The organism is Paraconexibacter sp. (assembly GCF_059438195.1).
The window spans coordinates 20,028-34,200 of sequence record NZ_JBLKKY010000016.1; the positions used below are offsets into that span (position 1 = coordinate 20,028).

Sequence of the window (14,173 nt, forward strand, 5' to 3'; positions counted from 1 at the left end):
GTGCCCTGAAACAGACGCCGCGGGCGTCGTCCCGCGCCGCCGCGCCCTGTCGTGAGGTACGACCTACGCCAGATCCGCGACCGGCTCGCCCGCGAGGAAGAACGTCACGCGGAGAAGATGCGCGAGCTACGCGAGGAGCGCGCCGAGCTCGCCAGGTCCGCGCGCCGCGGCGGACTCTCGGTCGCGGACATCGCGCACGAGCTCGAGCTGAGCCCTGGGCGCGTCCGCGAGATCCTCCGGAAGGTTTGACCAGTCGCCGGCTCCGGATAGACTCAGGCACCGCCTCGGTCTACACGGATGTCCACGCGCCCTCACGGCGCAGGCGGTACCGGCCGATAGCTAAGGTGGAGACATGCACCCGGGCAGCGTCGAGACACACCGCTTCCTCGCCGAACTCGTCCTCGAGACTGAGGCAGCCCTGCCCGAGAACGAGGTCCTCGACTTGGCGTGCGCCGTCGCCGAGACGATCGAGACGCGTTCGCACGAGGCGATCCTGGGCGTCGCCGTCGCGGGGTCATACTCGCCACCGGCGATCGAGGTCTCGCTCGACATCGCGGCGGTCCGCCTTAGCGACGTTCACGCACGCATCGCGGAGGTTCTCGGTCTTCTCGAGAACGAGCTCGGCCTCGCGCTCAACATGGCCGCCACGAGCGCTCGCGAGGACGAGCGCGACGACGAGCGCGAGCTCGTCTGCGCCTAGAAGTCGAGCCCGCGCTGCCGGAACTTCCGGCAGATCATGTTCTTCGTGCCCTGCTTACTCGGGGTCGCCTGCACCGCGATGAAGTGCGGCTTCACATGCTCGGGGAACTTCGCGACCCAGCTCGGCGGGGGCTCACAGACGATGTAACCGTCGCTACGGCGCCGTTCGCACCACCATCCTGCCTTCCACGCCGCCTTGACCGGGCGATCGAGGTCCTTGTCCTGGTGCTTCGGCCTCCTCTTCTGGGGATTCGCGAGGCGCTTCGGATGGATGTCCGGCGGCTCGTCGTCGGTGTCGTCGGTGGATGTCATGTCGTCACTTCCGTCCGGACGACGTGATGACCTATTCGAAGCTCAATGCCATCACGTCGAAGGTCTCGGGCCGTCCGGTTGCCGCCGGGCGGCCCTGTTGTTCGTGGGCGAAGCATTCTCCCCGGTGGACCGGACGACCCAGACTCCCGCCTGGGGCGGAAACGACAGAGCCCCCGCACCCTGTTCGGGTGCGGGGGCTCTGCGACGGCCAGCGAGCGAGAGGCCGCAGGTCTCAGCCGGACCGGACGACGTTCTGGTTGTGTGGCCCGGTCCACGAGGCGTCGGCGTCGAGGGCGGCCTCGGCGAGGTGCCGCCATCGGGACTGTTCCGAGGGTTGGAGGAGGTGCCAGTCGAGCGGCTGGGGGAGGTGCCGCTCGCGGTAATCGGCGCGGCGGATGCGGTCGGCGACGAACTCGACGTGCGTCATCGCCCTGCGAGGAACTCGAAGCGACGCATCGCCGGTCACGCCTGGGGGGTCACGCGGTGGCGCGCCGCCTCCCCGCCGAGGAGGATCGGCACGACGACCAGGAGCGCCTCGACCACGGACTGCTCGTCCACGACGACGCCGGCCTTCGCGAGGACGAAGACGACGACGGACGCGACGAGCGACGCGCAGCGCACCGGCTCCGCCGCCCAGAGCGCGCGCAGACCGTTGACCGCGGCGCTCATCGCGCCCTCTGCGCCGCGCGGTAGAACGGCGCCGGGTCACGATCCCCGCTGCCGCGGGAGTCGGAGCGGTGGTGGATCATGAAGTGGGCGTGCCACGCGTTCGCGAGGCCGCACCTGCCGATCGCGTCCCCCGCCTTCACGGTCGACCCGGCGCGGATACCCGAGACGGGGCCGCAGTGCCCGAAGCAGACGCGCATCCCACGCCGGAACGGCCCCGCATTCTCGGTGACCCGAAGGATCACGATGCCCGCGGCGGGGGGCGTCGGGTTCGCGGGGGCGCCCTTCCCCCACCAGCCGGCGTTGTCGGCGCGGATGATCTCCCCGGCGACGGGGGCGTAAAAGATCGCGCGGGGCGGGGTGATGATGTCGAGGCCGTCGTGGACGCCGGGCACCCAGCCCCACGTGTCGGCGTGCACCTGTGACGTGACGGGGTGCAGGCGGCCGCCGTGGGTCGCGCGGTGCCGCTTGCGCAGCGCCCGCCGGTACGCGATGCACTTCGGCCCGTACATGCGGGCCCGCTCGCGGGGGGTGAGGCGACGGTGCCGGATGCGGGTGCGGAGCTCCGGCGTGACGCCGTGCTCCATCACCTTCCAGTGCAGCATCCCGAGCGCCTTGCACAGCGACGCGCACGCGGCGCGCATCGTCGTGTCGTACACGCCGCGGGGACCGACCGCGGTCTCGGGCCAGTCGATGTCCATCCGCGAGAACTCGTGGATGATCTCCCGCTGCCACGACGCGATGTCGTCGCCGCGCAGGAGGGCCTCCCCGGGCGGGATGTAGAAGCGACGAGGGTCGCCAGGCATGTGGACCTCCTCGAGGTCGGTGATGGGTGCGACCGCTGGTCTTCAGTGGTCGCCGGTGGTCACGGTTCGGGGACCGTGGTGAGCGGCACGACGCGGCGGGCACTGGAGTTCGCGCTGCAGGGGGAGCGTCAGCCGATGAGGCTGATCACGCCGAGAACGACGGCGGTGATCGATGCCAGGACCCCGATGGTCCAGCCGACGACGCGCGCGTTGTTCCGCCAGGCGTTGCGGACCGCCTGGCCGTCGAGATGCGCGGCGCGGATCGGCGCGAGGTCCTGCGCGATCTGGTCGAGCTTCGCCTCGACCTGGGCGTGCTCCCGGGTGGATTGCTCGCGGGTTTGCGCGGCCTCGTCGCGCACCCGGTCGAACTCGACAGCCATGTCACGGCGCAGCTCGCCGATCTGCGCTTCTAGGTGCTCACGGAGTGAGACGCGTTCGTCGTCGGTCATTCGCTCCAGGTGCCCTCGATGTTGTCGAGCTGGCCGAGCAGGAGCCGGATGACCGCGTTGGTCTGGCGGGTCAACGCGCGGACCTGGCGCACCGCCTCTTCCGTCGTCGGCTTCTCGATCGTCAGGAACTCGATGTTCGCGGCGATCGCCTGCTCCGCCCGGCGCCGCAGGTAGTCGGCGTTCGCCTCGGTGTCGGGCACCGTGATGGTCTCCGTATGGATGAGCTCGCCGTCGCGGTGGGTTTCGATGGTGCGAGTCGTCGTCGCCATGGTGCCGCTATCTGATCGCGATCCAGTAGAACGGCGTGGTGATCGTGTTCGGGACGCTCGACCCGTCGACGATCCGGCCACGGACCGTGACCTGAGTCGAGGTGATCGCCGTGACCCCGAAGTTGACGTCGGGCCCGTTGGCCTGCACCACGAGCGCCGCGGAGGGCGTGGTGGCGAGCCCGTGGTCGACGGCCTTCGTGTTCGACGTGTCGGACCCGCCGGGCCAGCTGACGCTGTCGGTGCCGCCGGCCGCGATGCCGAGTCCGCTGGCGAGCCGGCCGAGGACGAGCGCGTCGGACCCCCACTTCAGGACGCCGACGGGGTCCCCCGTCTCGAGGCGCGCCCCGTCGATCGCCCGGACGTCCTCGTAGGGCTGGTCGGCGCCGCCGAGGGTGACGTCGAGCGGCTCGGTGTCGTCGACGACGCCGAGCCGGAAGCGGACCATCGAGTCCTCGATCCGCTTCACGCGCTGAAGAAGCTGGCGGAGCGTCTCGTCGTTCATGACGTCACCTGCTGCGCGCGTGTCTGCCCGGTCATGTCGCCATCGGCTGACAGCGGGATCGTGACCTGGTCGAGGATGTGATCCTCGTCGATGCCGGACCTGGCGCGCGTGATCCTCACGACGTCGTACGGCTCGAGATGCGGGAGCACGAGCGATCCGAACGTGACGCGCTCCGTGGTGCCGAGCTCGCGCGCAAGGATCGTCTCTGCCGCCGACGCGGCCTGGTCGTCGGTTGTGAGCAGCGGCGACGCGTAGAACCTCGGGACCCGCCCGAACGGCCCGTAGTAGTAGGTGGGGCTCGCGGGGTTCGTGTCGCGTGCGACGCCGCGCGCCGGCGTGGTCTGCCCGGTGTTCTCGCCGGTCGCGACGACCGCGTTGAACGTCCCCTCCCGCGTCCAGCCGCGGGACGCCTGGAGCAGCACGCCGTCCGTGCCCTCGGCGATCGTGGCGACCGGGATACCGGACCCGATCGCCGTTGAGGGTACGAGTCGGCAGTCGCCGTCCCCGTCGAAGTGGAGGTCCATGCCGATCGCCTCCGCCATCTTCTGCGCCTCCGCCCACCGGTCCGTCTGCTCCTCAAGAAGGATCGACGGGGTCGTGTACGACGTTGCGGTGAACTCGTACGGCATCGCGGGCCATGCGGCGAGGAGGAGGTCGCGGATCGCGTCCGCGTAGTTCGTGCCGGCGGCGATCTGGTAGGGCTCCTCAAGGCTGGCGTCGATGAGGCGCTGCGACCGATCGAGACCGGAGACCTGGATCTCCAGGCCGTCCGCGCCGTCGGTGACGTCCGCGGTCTGGATACGGTACACGCCGAGCGACACGAGCTCGGGCTGCGGCTGGCCGGGAAGGTAGAGGCCGCGCTCGACGCGGATCTCGTTGCCGTACGGGGCGAGGAGATCGTCGGCGTCGGACGGGACGAGCGCGGTGTCGACGAGGGTGAGGTCGCTGCGTCCGCGGACTTGGGCGGTCGCGTCGAGCGTCACCGACCCATCGACGATGTCGATCGTCTGCTCGTCGACGCCGTCGACGAGCACTGTGCATCGGGTGGCGAGAGGATGCGGCTGAGTGATCGCCTCGAGGAACGCTGCGGTGACCGGCCTCACTCCGGCCACTCCTCGACGTCGCCGCTGGGACGGGCGACCTCGACGAACGGGAGTGGGACGCGCCGGCTGTGCGCGAACGCCTTGTCGGCGATCCGCTCGGCGCCGGTCTCCCCGACGATCCGGATGTACCGGTCCGGCTCGTCGTCCGCCATCGGGCCTTGGAGGAGGAGCGTGTCGCGCGTGTCGATGAGATCGTCGATCAGATCGAGTTCGTCGCGGGAGTGGACGAGCAGCGAGAGCGAGCCGGACATGGTCGCGGTGCGGGTGTCCTGCACGATCACCGGGTACGCCGCGCCGAGCGGCTGATGCTGCCCGTGCCGGCTCTCGCGGGACACCTCGGGGAACTCGTAGATGGTGACCGCGGTGTTGAGCGACGGCCGCGTCGGGTGCTTCAACCACCACGACGTGCTCGACCACGTCGCCGAGGCGGTCACCCAGGCGGATGCGGCGTACACACCGCTGTAGTCGTGCAGCGCGCGCGCCCTGTAGTCGACCTCGACGCCGTTCGGGGCTTCGTAGTCCCACACGGTCTCGTCGCCCTCCGTGGGGTCGACGAGGTCGTCCTCGGTGACGCGCAGGTCGGCCCACGTCGCCCCGGCGTCGCGTGAGACCTGCACCTCGAACTTGTCGGTCGTCGCGTCGCCGCTGTTCGACTCGACCTGCACCGAGATCCGCGCGTTGTCGGCGTCAGCGGTGAGGGTGAGCGTCGGCTCGGCCGGGAGCGCGACGTCGACCACGAACCCGGAGAACGCGTAGTCCGAGAGGTGCAGCGACCCGTTGACGGTCTGCCCGATGATGACGTACGCGCGGTACGTGTCGTCGGGGAGAATCTCGTCGACCTGCCAGCTTGACGCCGAGCCGTACACCTCGCCGGACTCGGCGACCGGCGTCGACGTGAACGGGTCGAACCCGCCGCCCCCGTAGGTCGCGGAGTCGAAGATCTTCACGCGGTAGAACGTCTGCGCGCCACCGTCGACATCGAGCGTCGGTGTCCACTGGACCGTCGGCCGGTTCGTGTCGGTGATCGTCCCCGACGGCGCGTCGACGGCCACGACCGGCTTCTCGACGTAGATCGTGTCCTGGTACACCTCGGTCACGTAGTACGTGCCGCCGCCCAGCCGGTAGACGACGACCCGCGTGTCGTCAGCGTCGATCGGTGGGGTCGTGTCCTGGCACGCGGTCACCGTCTGGTCAGCGGTGTTGACGACGAGCTGCGTGCCGCTCGCCATGACAGTCCCGTCACTGTCGGAGACGAGGTTCACTTGGTTCTGAACGTTCGCGCCCGCCTTGTGATGCCGGATGCGCACCGAGACCGCCTTGACGACCGCGCCGGCCGGGACGGTCGGGTCGTCCATCCCGAAGCTGATGAGCGCGGTGCCAGAGGTGTACGCGTAGGACGCGTCGCTGTCGTCCTTCACCGCGGCTTCCTCGTCGGCCGCACCATCGGCCGCCCACGACGAGCCCGGATCGAAAAAGTCGTAGGGGCGTGTCGTCACGGTCCCCATCAGCGCACACCTGCCATCTGGCGGCGCTGCGTCCGCCGGTCACGCTGCTCCACCCGAACATCGATCAGGTCCGCGAGCGCCGCGTGCCGCAGATCGACGACGACCGCGGTCTCACGGTTCGCCGGGGTGATCGTCTCCCCCGCGTGCACGTGCGCGAGGCCGTCCCTGGGGACGACGCCGCCGGTCGCGTACGAGCCGACGAACGGGCCGATCGTCGCGCCGTCACCGCCGAACACACCGCCGCGCGCGAGCGCGAGATGCACGTGATCACCATGCCCGCCGAACGGGAATCCGCGTACCTGCCCGTTCTTCACGTGCTCGCCCATCGGGTCGTAGAACAGCTCCTTGATCGACGTCCCGTAGGACGCCTTCAGGAGGTTGTAGAGGCGGACCATCTCGCCGCTGGACTTGCCCGCGTCGCCGAAGTCGACGGCGCGGCCCACCCCGTGGTACGTCTTGCCCCCCGGCCGGTGAAGCTGCCCCGGACCGAAGTCCCAGTGAGCGATCGTCCGCGACAGCGCGATCGCTCCCTTGATCGCCTCCGTCACACCCGACGGACCGTCACCGCCGGTCGGGACGATCGACGCGACCTTGTCGACGATCCAGTCCTTCGCCCGCTTCAGCGCCGCCGACCCGACGCCCTTCAGCCAGCCGAGCCCATCGGTGCCGGGGAGCTGCTTGATCAGCCAGCCGGGGCCGAGCTCGACGAGCTTCCCGAGCACGCCGCCGATCGCGCCGGTCAGATCACCGATCGAACTGCCGGCGTAGCTGTCGAGGCCACGCATGTAGAACGATGCGGGGCCGCGCATCTGGTCGTACCGGTGCGGGAACGCGGACCCGTGCGTGCCCTGCGCGACCATGCCGGCGGTGAACCCCGGGTTGCGCGCAGCGATGCCGATCGCACCGCCGGGGTACTTCCAGAAGCCGCGGGTGAGGAACGCGAGCGCCGACGCGTACGGGTCCATGTTGTTGACGCCCATCGGCCGCGCCGTGCTGTCGCGGATCTGCAGCGCGCCGCGCGAGTCGCGGTCCCCGTACGGCAGGTTCCGCAGCCCGGACTCGACGAGCCCGGCCATCCACAGCGCCAGCTCCGGCTTCGGGTTCGCGTCCGTCCGGTCGATCGCGCGCCGAAACGCGCTGACGACGCCGCCCTCCGCGTACCCGATCGCGCCGGCCGCCTGCTCGAGGAGGCCGTGCGCGCGCTTCCGGTAGGCGGGGTTCGTCGGGATCACGAACTCCGGGTGGAGGGGCGCCTCTTCGCCCATCATGATCATCGGCGCGTTCACGACGCCACCCGTGCGGCCATACGCGCCGCCGCGCGCCAGGCCGAGGACGTTGTCGATCGCCTCGACGCCCTTCTTCGCGAGGCCACCGACGCCGGGGATCTTCCCGATGATGTTGAGGATCTTCTTCGCGAAGCTGCCGATCTTCTCGAGGCCGCTCGTCAACCCGTCGACGATCCAACCGACGACCGTGGACCCCACACCCTTGAAGCCGTCCGACGCGGCGGTGACGAGATCGACGAGCCGGTTCTTCAGCCAGCCGCCGAAGCTCGCGAGGTGACCGAACACGTCGGTGCTGGTGACGAACCCGAAGATCGCACCGACGACCGAACGGCCGATCGAGCGCAGCGCGTCAGCGACGAGACGGATGCCGTCCTGGATGCGGTTCTTGATCCACCCGCCGATCTGGCCGACCTTGTCGGTGATCACCATCACGCCGTCCGCGATGCGGTTGATGACCCACGAGCCGACCGCGACGTACGCGCCGGCGGCGCCCTTCACGAACTCGACCACGCGGTTCTTGATCCAGCCGGCGGCGCCCGAGAGCGCGCTCACTGTCGACTTGATGCCGCTCACGATCTGGTCGACGAGCCACTTCCCGAGGCTGCCGAGCGCGGACCCGAAGCCCTTCACGGCCCGGATGACCGCGTCCATGCCCGCCTTCACGACGAGCTTGAGCTGATTCCACGCGCCGGTCACGGCCGCCGTCATCGCCTGCCACGCGCCGCCGAAGATCGCCTTGATCCCGTCCCACGCGCGACCCCAATCGCCGGTGAAGACGCCGGCGACGAAGTCGATGAGCCCGCCGAGGATCTGCGCGATGCCCTCGACGATGCCGCCGATCGTGGCGAGCGCGTTCTGCGCGACCGCAATGATCGTGCCGCCGAATTGGTCCCACGCCACGATCGCGATGTCGACGGCGCCGCGGACCGCGTCGCGGATCGAGTCGAAGGATGAAGACAGGTTCCCGAGGAGGCCGGACAGCCGTGACGACTCGCTGCCGGTCCCGGTGAACATCGCCTTGAGCGACTCGAACGCGCCTCGGACCCGGTCGACGATCTGCGGGAGCTTGTCCATCGCCGTGCCGATCGCGTCGAAGACGCGGATCGCGACGGGCTCGAGCCAGACGAGGACGCGGTTCTTGAAGAGCTGCCACTTCTCCGAGAAGGACTGCGTGTCCTTCCCGGCCTTCATGATCGTGTCGGACCCGTTGCGGATCGCGTCGGTCATGTCGTCGAGCTCGAAGCGGCCCTGCCGGATCGCTTCGACCATGTCCGCGCCGGCGCGCTGCCCAAAGATCTCGAGCGCCTCCGACGACCCGATCGTGCCGTCCTGGATGCCGCGGAAGGTGTCGCGGAGCGCCTTGCCCGGCTCGAGTCCCTCCTTGAGGAACGTCTTCAGCGCGAACTTGAGGCCGGGCATCATCGTCTGCGTGTTGACGCCGGCCTTCTCGAAGCTGGCGAACAGGGCGGTCGCCTCGTCGAGCGAGAACCCGACCTGCCGCAGCGGCGCCCCGAACTCGACGACCTGCCGGGAGAGCTCGTTCACCGACGCGCCCGACATCTGCGAAGCGCGGAAGAACCGGTCGAGCGTCCGCGACTGGTCGCGGGTCTTCACGTCCCAGTCCCCGAACGCGCGCGTGACGTCCTTCACGTTCGCGCCGACGTCGGTGCCGGTGATCCGCGACAGCTCGAGGAACTGCTTCGAGATGCGCTGCAGTGGCTTCCCGGTGAGACCGAGCCGCGTGTTGATGTCCGCGATGGCGGTCGACGCGGACCCGAAGTCCGCGGGGACTTCCTTCACGACCTGCTTGAAGTCCTTCTTGAGCCCGTCGAGCGCCTTCCCGGTCGCGCCGGTTCCGACGCGGATCGTGTCGTAGGCGGCGTCGAACTGCTTGCCGACGTCGAACAGCGCCTTGCCGATGCCGGCGGCGGCGAGCGCCCCACCGAACGCGACACCGGCCGCCTTGCCGAGCTTCCCGAACCGGCTGCCGCCGAGCTGCGCGCCGATCTGCTTGTTCAGCGTCGAGAAGTCCGGCTGGATGTCCAGATACGCGGTCCCGATCGAGGCCATCGGCGCACCTCCCTTCAGCTAGTTGCGGTGGATGAACGCGGCGAGCGCGAGCGTGTCGGTGACGACCTCGCCCTGCGGCCGCGGGTCGGGGCGGCCCGGATGCTCGAGGCGGTCCGGGGCGGGGAACCGGCGGAGCTTCGGCGCCCACACGGCGCGCATGAGCTCGGTCTGCGCCCATCCCCACCCGTTGACGATGTCGGCGATCTGCGCGAGCAGCTCGTCGCGGTTCGTCCACACGTCGTCGTCGCGCCACGTCGCGGCGTCCGCCGGGAGGCCCTCGACGAGCGCGAGGAGCCGGCGGACGCTGACGCGGTGAACCTCGACGGTGAGGTCGAGGTTGTAGAACCGCTGCAGGTCGGCCTCGACGCTCCCCCACCTCGCGGTGAGGAGAGCGCCGAGGCTCACGATTCCCCCGGCCCCGCTCCGTACGGCTCGACGACGGCGCGCACGAGCTCGTCGAAGAGGACACCGAAGGCGTCCTGCAGCGACACGTCGTCCGCGACGAGCTGCGCGCGGACCTCCTGCATCTGCTCCTCCCCGAGGACGGAGAGCAGGACGCTGTAGACGCCGCCCGGGGTGCCGGACGCCTCGGCTGCGGCGAGGTCGAACGCAATCGTGCCGGGCAGCGTCGGCGGGCCCTCGAAGGTGAGTCCCCGCCACGTGATGACCTTCGGCTCGTCGGTCGCTTCGGCGCGGGCGGCCGCCGCCTTCTGCGCGGCGGTCGCCTTGCCGGTCTTCTTCTTCGCCTCGCTCACGGGACCGGGTCGTACGCCGGATCGTCGGAGAGGAAGTACCAGGCGCGATCTTCGCCGTCCGGGGTGAGCGCGTTGAGCGTGACGGGGATCGTCGCCGCGCCGTTGCGGACGAGCGACGTCTCGATGTCGTCGGTGATCGTCGCGCGCTTGAGCACGACGCGCGAGTTCCGCGTGCCGTCCTCGAAGTCGACGACGACTGCGTACTCGGCGAGCGCGTCGGTGTCCGCCGGCGGGTCGTACCGGAAGACGCCGGCGGTCGGCTCGGTCCACGTGCCGCCGCCGAACCCGAGCGCGAACGTGTCGAGGTTCGTCTGCAGGAGCGTGAAGCCCACGGAGGCGCCGCGGCCGGTGACGACGCGGCGGACGGGCGTCTGCTTCTGCCACGCCATGATGTCCTCGATCGTCTGCGAGCCGCTGAACGAGACGCCGTCCTCGGTCGTGTACCCGAGGTCCTCGAACGCGGCGTCGGGGGTCGCGAGCGTCTCGGGAAGCACGAGGCTGTCTGAGAACGTGGCGACGTAGATGCGCCCGGTGAGGGCGACTGTGATCTGGTCGGAGTCCTGCGCCATGAGGGTTGCCTTCCTCGCCCCGCGGGGCGGTAGCGGTGCCCGGCGTGTCGTGCGGTGCGCACACCGCGCCGGGATGGATGTCGAGCGGCGGTCCTGCCGCCGTCACGGGGTCAGCTCTCGGTGAGCTTGAGTCCGGCCGACTGGGCGCCCCTGCGGAGCGGCGCGTGCGGCGGGTTCTTCGCGCCGCCCCACTCCTGGAGGTGGCCGGCGTGGTCGGTGTTCACGAGGCGAAGACGGCTGCCTTGCCGCTCGAGCACGATCGGCTGGCGGCGTCCGGCGCGCGGCATCCACGGCGCGCCCGCCTGGGCGGCAAACTCGTCGGCGAGGCGCCGCGCGTCGTCGGCGAGCTCGTCGAAGCCCGCCTGGAACCCGGGGTCCGCCTGCATCTCGGCGGCGAAGTCGCGGTTTGGCCGGAACATGCCTAGCCTCCCGGTGCGTTGTGCATCCACACGGTCACGGTGCGCACGACGCGCTCACGGGCTGGCTCAAAGTCCGCGTCAGGGATGCGCGGGGCGGACACGAACTCGACGCCGGTCACGACGGCGCCGTACCACGTGCCGGGCATGGAGCGCAGCGACTCGCGGACGGTGCGCGACAGGGTCTGCGCTTCGGGTTGCCCGCCGGTCGCGCCGGCGTAGCAGTCGAGCTGCACGAGGAACTCGATCAGGTGATCGGAGCGCGACCCGCCGACCGCCCGGTCGTCGAGCTGCGTCAGACGGACCCACGGGGTCGACGTGTCGTCCGGGGTCTTCCCGACGATGCGCGCGCCGAGCGCGATCACGTCCGCGTGCTCGCGGAGGTAGCGGCCGACGATCTTCTCCCCGTCGGGGATCATGCGGTGCGCCTCAGCGTCGCCTCGACGTGCGACTCGCGGCCGGTCGCCGGGTCGCGCGCCTGCCACGGCGCACCGACGACCTCGTACGTGTCGCCGTCGACGGTCACGACGTCGGCGGTCGTGATCGTCGTACCAGCGGGCAGCACGAGGAGCCAGACGGTGTCGGACATCTCGCCTTGCGCGTCCTGCTCGTCGCGGCGGTTCTGCTGCAGCTCGCAGCGTGTCGTCGTCTGCGTCTCGTCGGGGATCGCGTTGCCGTAGTCGTCGAGAGTCGGCGACGCGGTGCGCGTCGTGATCGTGCAGTCCCTACTCAGGAGCGCCGTCGGAAGCATCGCCCTCGCCCTCCCCGCCCGGGAACAGCGCGTCGAGCCCGCGGAGGTGCTCGAGCTCGGCGTCGACCTCGGCGGGGTCCGCGTCGCCGTCGTCGAACGGGGACGGCTGCGAGAGCTCGAGGAGGTCGTCGGCGTCGAAGACGAGCGGCGACTCGCGGAGCGCCGTGATCTCCCGTTCGTCGTCGGTCTGGTAGCACCCGTCCTCGAAGCGGACGCGGACACCGTGCCGCGGCGAGTAGAAGCCGAGCGTCGGATTGCCGCCGGGCTGCACGTAGAACGTCGTCATGTCGGGCCTCCGGGTCAGCGGATGGGAAGGGGTTCGGAGCGGCGGCCGACGAGGCGACGCAGGCGACGGCGGGTCGCGGCGTCCACGGCGAGACCGGGTGGCGGCGCCTGCAGGCTGTACGTCGCGCCCGCCTGCCCGAGCCGGTAGATCATCGCCCCGGACGGGTTCGTCCAGACGCGCACGGTCATCTCGAGGACCTCGGTGACGACAGCCTCCGGCACCGGGTCGAACCCGTGCGTGTAGGTGATGACGAGCGCCTCGCCGGCGTGCCCCCATCCGCCGACGCGGACGAGGTGATCGCCGTCGAGGTAGTAGCTGCCGGCGTCGATCATCTCGCCGTCGAGCGTCACCGAGGAGACGGAGACGACGGGCCGCTCGGGGAGCAGGAGCGTCGACTCACGGGTGCCTCGGCGCGTGAGGACGTCGTCGGCGACCAGCTCGATCGTCTGGCCGACCGCGTCCTGCACGACCCCGGACGCGAGCTCGATCAGCGTCGCGGCGCGCGTCGCGTCGTCACCGGTGAGCGTGATCCCGAGGCGGGCGGCGAGCTGGTCGGTCGTGGCGAAGCTAGCCATCGTCGCCGTCGTCGTCCTCCGAGACGCCGTCGTCCGGCTCCTCGTCGGCGTCGAGGTGCTCGTCGAGGGCGTCGATCAGGTCGCCCTTCGACGCGAAGTCGTCGGGGTTGAGCCCGACGCTGCGCGCGAAGTCGTCCCACTCGCCGCGGCTCGCGGTCTTCGCCGGCCGCTCGTCGCCCGCGTCGGCCGCGGGCTCGGTGTCGGGCTCGATGGGGACGCCGACGTCGGCGTCGACGTAGCCGCGGCGGCGCAGGACCTCCGCGCCGGCGGTGGTCGCGGCGACGATGTCGCCGGTGTCCTGGTTCATCAGGTGGTGACGGCGGGCCATCGGGGGTCCTCCTCGCGGAATCTCGCGGCGGTCGCGCGCGCCATCTCGACGAGGTCGGTCGGGTAGTGCTCGGCGAGCACCGGCCACGGGTCGTCGACCTCGGGCCCGGCGGCGAGGTGCCGCAGGCGCGCGTAGGGGGTGATGTTCGTGTCGGACTTCCAGTCGACCCGCGCGAACGGGTGCGGGTCGTAAAACGTCCAGTGCGGCTTGCCCCACGTGGCACGGATGCCCGCGATGAGGTGCCCGTCGAGCCCGCTTCGCTTCCGCGGGTCGATCGGCTCGAAGCCGCACGGCTCGAGGAGGGCGCGGGGGATGATCCACGCGACGACCCCGTACCGGTTGCGCAGCGTGCACGGCTGCATCCTGCTCGTGGGAAGGTCGACGAACGCGATCCGTCGACCGCTCACGATCGGCCGCAGGCTCCCCGCCTCGAGGACCGGGCCGGCGACGGCGTCCGGATGGAGCCAGTCGTCCGAGCCGATGTGCACGAGGAAGTCGGCGCCCGCATCTCCGGCGTGCCGGAACCCGGCGTTGAAGCGCCGGCCGACGCCGCCATCGTTGTCGAGCTCGACGACGTCCGCGCCGTACTCACGCGCGATGTCGACGTTCTCGTCGTCGGCGACGATCACGCTGCGGCAGTCGATCCCGCGGGCGGCGAGCTCGACGGCGAGGTGCGCTCGCTGAGCGAGGGCGAGCCTCGTCACGTCGAATCGCCGGAAGGCCGGCGAAACGAGCCATACGCTAGGTCGCGGCACCGCAGACTGTGACGAGGGGTTGCCCGGGGGCGTAACGGCACGGCTGGCCCTTCACGTGCCCGAGGTACCTC

22 protein-coding genes are annotated in these 14,173 nt (G+C 70.5%); 2 read left to right on the forward strand and 20 right to left on the reverse strand.

The features are described from left to right. Window positions 1-51: 51 nt before the first annotated feature. Window positions 52-249 carry a hypothetical protein gene (locus tag ACME2J_RS07795; RefSeq protein WP_495544325.1) on the forward strand — a complete coding sequence of 66 codons (198 nt, stop codon included), beginning with the start codon at window positions 52-54 and terminating at the stop codon, window positions 247-249. A gap of 103 nt (window positions 250-352) precedes the next feature. Next, the gene (locus ACME2J_RS07800) at window positions 353-700 is read left to right on the forward strand and encodes a hypothetical protein (protein WP_495544326.1); all 348 of its coding nucleotides are present in this window, start codon (window positions 353-355) and stop codon (window positions 698-700) included. Here ACME2J_RS07800 and ACME2J_RS07805 read toward each other — a convergent pair. From ACME2J_RS07805 to ACME2J_RS07900, 20 genes are all read right to left on the reverse strand, one after another. Continuing rightward, window positions 697-1,011 carry a hypothetical protein gene (locus ACME2J_RS07805; RefSeq protein ID WP_495544327.1) on the reverse strand — a complete coding sequence of 105 codons (315 nt, stop codon included), beginning with the start codon at window positions 1,009-1,011 and terminating at the stop codon, window positions 697-699. The two genes, ACME2J_RS07800 and ACME2J_RS07805, sit on opposite strands and share 4 nt — an antisense overlap. A 232-nt stretch (window positions 1,012-1,243) precedes the next feature. Next, the gene (locus ACME2J_RS07810) at window positions 1,244-1,438 is read right to left on the reverse strand and encodes a hypothetical protein (RefSeq protein WP_495544328.1); all 195 of its coding nucleotides are present in this window, start codon (window positions 1,436-1,438) and stop codon (window positions 1,244-1,246) included. 35 nt (window positions 1,439-1,473) lie between these two features. Continuing rightward, window positions 1,474-1,680: a hypothetical protein gene (locus ACME2J_RS07815; protein ID WP_495544329.1), complete on the reverse strand. Its 207-nt coding sequence runs from the start codon at window positions 1,678-1,680 to the stop codon at window positions 1,474-1,476. Beyond that, the gene (locus tag ACME2J_RS07820; RefSeq protein ID WP_495544330.1) at window positions 1,677-2,483 is read right to left on the reverse strand and encodes a M23 family metallopeptidase; all 807 of its coding nucleotides are present in this window, start codon (window positions 2,481-2,483) and stop codon (window positions 1,677-1,679) included. The genes ACME2J_RS07815 and ACME2J_RS07820 overlap by 4 nt, the downstream gene beginning before the upstream one ends. A 128-nt stretch (window positions 2,484-2,611) precedes the next feature. Further along, on the reverse strand, window positions 2,612-2,932 hold the full coding sequence (locus tag ACME2J_RS07825) for a hypothetical protein (RefSeq protein ID WP_495544331.1): 321 nt from the start codon (window positions 2,930-2,932) through the stop codon (window positions 2,612-2,614). After that, entirely contained in the window at window positions 2,929-3,201 is a 273-nt protein-coding gene (locus ACME2J_RS07830; protein WP_495544332.1) for a hypothetical protein, read from the reverse strand. Before ACME2J_RS07830 ends, ACME2J_RS07825 begins: the two co-directional genes overlap by 4 nt. 7 nt (window positions 3,202-3,208) lie before the next feature. Further along, window positions 3,209-3,703 carry a hypothetical protein gene (locus tag ACME2J_RS07835; protein WP_495544333.1) on the reverse strand — a complete coding sequence of 165 codons (495 nt, stop codon included), beginning with the start codon at window positions 3,701-3,703 and terminating at the stop codon, window positions 3,209-3,211. Further along, complete coding sequence (locus tag ACME2J_RS07840) at window positions 3,700-4,806, reverse strand: DUF5047 domain-containing protein (protein ID WP_495544334.1); 1,107 nt, start codon at window positions 4,804-4,806, stop codon at window positions 3,700-3,702. Before ACME2J_RS07840 ends, ACME2J_RS07835 begins: the two co-directional genes overlap by 4 nt. Then, window positions 4,803-6,302 (reverse strand): hypothetical protein, encoded by a 1,500-nt coding sequence (locus ACME2J_RS07845; RefSeq protein ID WP_495544335.1) that lies wholly within the window; start codon window positions 6,300-6,302, stop codon window positions 4,803-4,805. Before ACME2J_RS07845 ends, ACME2J_RS07840 begins: the two co-directional genes overlap by 4 nt. Window positions 6,303-6,310: 8 nt before the next feature. Then, a complete protein-coding gene (locus ACME2J_RS07850) occupies window positions 6,311-9,667 on the reverse strand; it encodes a phage tail tape measure protein (protein ID WP_495544336.1) in 3,357 nt (1,118 codons plus the stop codon). Between the two features lie 18 nt (window positions 9,668-9,685). Next, window positions 9,686-10,072 carry a hypothetical protein gene (locus ACME2J_RS07855; protein ID WP_495544337.1) on the reverse strand — a complete coding sequence of 129 codons (387 nt, stop codon included), beginning with the start codon at window positions 10,070-10,072 and terminating at the stop codon, window positions 9,686-9,688. Beyond that, the gene (locus tag ACME2J_RS07860) at window positions 10,069-10,422 is read right to left on the reverse strand and encodes a hypothetical protein (protein ID WP_495544338.1); all 354 of its coding nucleotides are present in this window, start codon (window positions 10,420-10,422) and stop codon (window positions 10,069-10,071) included. The genes ACME2J_RS07855 and ACME2J_RS07860 overlap by 4 nt, the downstream gene beginning before the upstream one ends. Further along, a complete protein-coding gene (locus tag ACME2J_RS07865; protein WP_495544339.1) occupies window positions 10,419-10,991 on the reverse strand; it encodes a phage tail tube protein in 573 nt (190 codons plus the stop codon). The genes ACME2J_RS07860 and ACME2J_RS07865 overlap by 4 nt, the downstream gene beginning before the upstream one ends. 110 nt (window positions 10,992-11,101) lie before the next feature. Then, window positions 11,102-11,410 (reverse strand): hypothetical protein, encoded by a 309-nt coding sequence (locus ACME2J_RS07870; protein ID WP_495544340.1) that lies wholly within the window; start codon window positions 11,408-11,410, stop codon window positions 11,102-11,104. Window positions 11,411-11,412: 2 nt separating this feature from the next. Beyond that, window positions 11,413-11,826 (reverse strand): tail completion protein gp17, encoded by a 414-nt coding sequence (gene gp17, locus ACME2J_RS07875; RefSeq protein ID WP_495544341.1) that lies wholly within the window; start codon window positions 11,824-11,826, stop codon window positions 11,413-11,415. Then, window positions 11,823-12,158 (reverse strand): hypothetical protein, encoded by a 336-nt coding sequence (locus ACME2J_RS07880; RefSeq protein ID WP_495544342.1) that lies wholly within the window; start codon window positions 12,156-12,158, stop codon window positions 11,823-11,825. The genes gp17 and ACME2J_RS07880 overlap by 4 nt, the downstream gene beginning before the upstream one ends. Continuing rightward, window positions 12,133-12,444 carry a hypothetical protein gene (locus ACME2J_RS07885; RefSeq protein ID WP_495544343.1) on the reverse strand — a complete coding sequence of 104 codons (312 nt, stop codon included), beginning with the start codon at window positions 12,442-12,444 and terminating at the stop codon, window positions 12,133-12,135. The genes ACME2J_RS07880 and ACME2J_RS07885 overlap by 26 nt, the downstream gene beginning before the upstream one ends. Window positions 12,445-12,458: 14 nt before the next feature. After that, window positions 12,459-13,019, reverse strand: a complete 561-nt coding sequence (locus tag ACME2J_RS07890; protein WP_495544344.1) for a hypothetical protein — start codon at window positions 13,017-13,019, stop codon at window positions 12,459-12,461. Continuing rightward, a complete protein-coding gene (locus ACME2J_RS07895; protein ID WP_495544345.1) occupies window positions 13,012-13,347 on the reverse strand; it encodes a hypothetical protein in 336 nt (111 codons plus the stop codon). Before ACME2J_RS07895 ends, ACME2J_RS07890 begins: the two co-directional genes overlap by 8 nt. After that, window positions 13,326-14,051: a hypothetical protein gene (locus ACME2J_RS07900; RefSeq protein WP_495544346.1), complete on the reverse strand. Its 726-nt coding sequence runs from the start codon at window positions 14,049-14,051 to the stop codon at window positions 13,326-13,328. The genes ACME2J_RS07895 and ACME2J_RS07900 overlap by 22 nt, the downstream gene beginning before the upstream one ends. Between the last annotated feature and the right edge of the window lie 122 nt (window positions 14,052-14,173).

Coding starts and splice junctions, on each gene's coding strand:
- ACME2J_RS07835 (WP_495544333.1), bottom strand. CDS start 3,703: ATGAACGACGAGACGCTCCGCCAGCTTCTTCAGCGCGTGAAGCGGATC.
- ACME2J_RS07880 (WP_495544342.1), bottom strand. CDS start 12,158: ATGCTTCCGACGGCGCTCCTGAGTAGGGACTGCACGATCACGACGCGC.
- ACME2J_RS07865 (WP_495544339.1), bottom strand. CDS start 10,991: ATGGCGCAGGACTCCGACCAGATCACAGTCGCCCTCACCGGGCGCATC.
- ACME2J_RS07810 (WP_495544328.1), bottom strand. CDS start 1,438: ATGACGCACGTCGAGTTCGTCGCCGACCGCATCCGCCGCGCCGATTAC.
- ACME2J_RS07870 (WP_495544340.1), bottom strand. CDS start 11,410: ATGTTCCGGCCAAACCGCGACTTCGCCGCCGAGATGCAGGCGGACCCC.
- ACME2J_RS07820 (WP_495544330.1), bottom strand. CDS start 2,483: ATGCCTGGCGACCCTCGTCGCTTCTACATCCCGCCCGGGGAGGCCCTC.
- ACME2J_RS07815 (WP_495544329.1), bottom strand. CDS start 1,680: ATGAGCGCCGCGGTCAACGGTCTGCGCGCGCTCTGGGCGGCGGAGCCG.
- ACME2J_RS07825 (WP_495544331.1), bottom strand. CDS start 2,932: ATGACCGACGACGAACGCGTCTCACTCCGTGAGCACCTAGAAGCGCAG.
- ACME2J_RS07885 (WP_495544343.1), bottom strand. CDS start 12,444: ATGACGACGTTCTACGTGCAGCCCGGCGGCAATCCGACGCTCGGCTTC.
- gp17 (WP_495544341.1), bottom strand. CDS start 11,826: ATGATCCCCGACGGGGAGAAGATCGTCGGCCGCTACCTCCGCGAGCAC.
- ACME2J_RS07800 (WP_495544326.1), top strand. CDS start 353: ATGCACCCGGGCAGCGTCGAGACACACCGCTTCCTCGCCGAACTCGTC.
- ACME2J_RS07805 (WP_495544327.1), bottom strand. CDS start 1,011: ATGACATCCACCGACGACACCGACGACGAGCCGCCGGACATCCATCCG.
- ACME2J_RS07850 (WP_495544336.1), bottom strand. CDS start 9,667: ATGGCCTCGATCGGGACCGCGTATCTGGACATCCAGCCGGACTTCTCG.
- ACME2J_RS07830 (WP_495544332.1), bottom strand. CDS start 3,201: ATGGCGACGACGACTCGCACCATCGAAACCCACCGCGACGGCGAGCTC.
- ACME2J_RS07890 (WP_495544344.1), bottom strand. CDS start 13,019: ATGGCTAGCTTCGCCACGACCGACCAGCTCGCCGCCCGCCTCGGGATC.
- ACME2J_RS07895 (WP_495544345.1), bottom strand. CDS start 13,347: ATGGCCCGCCGTCACCACCTGATGAACCAGGACACCGGCGACATCGTC.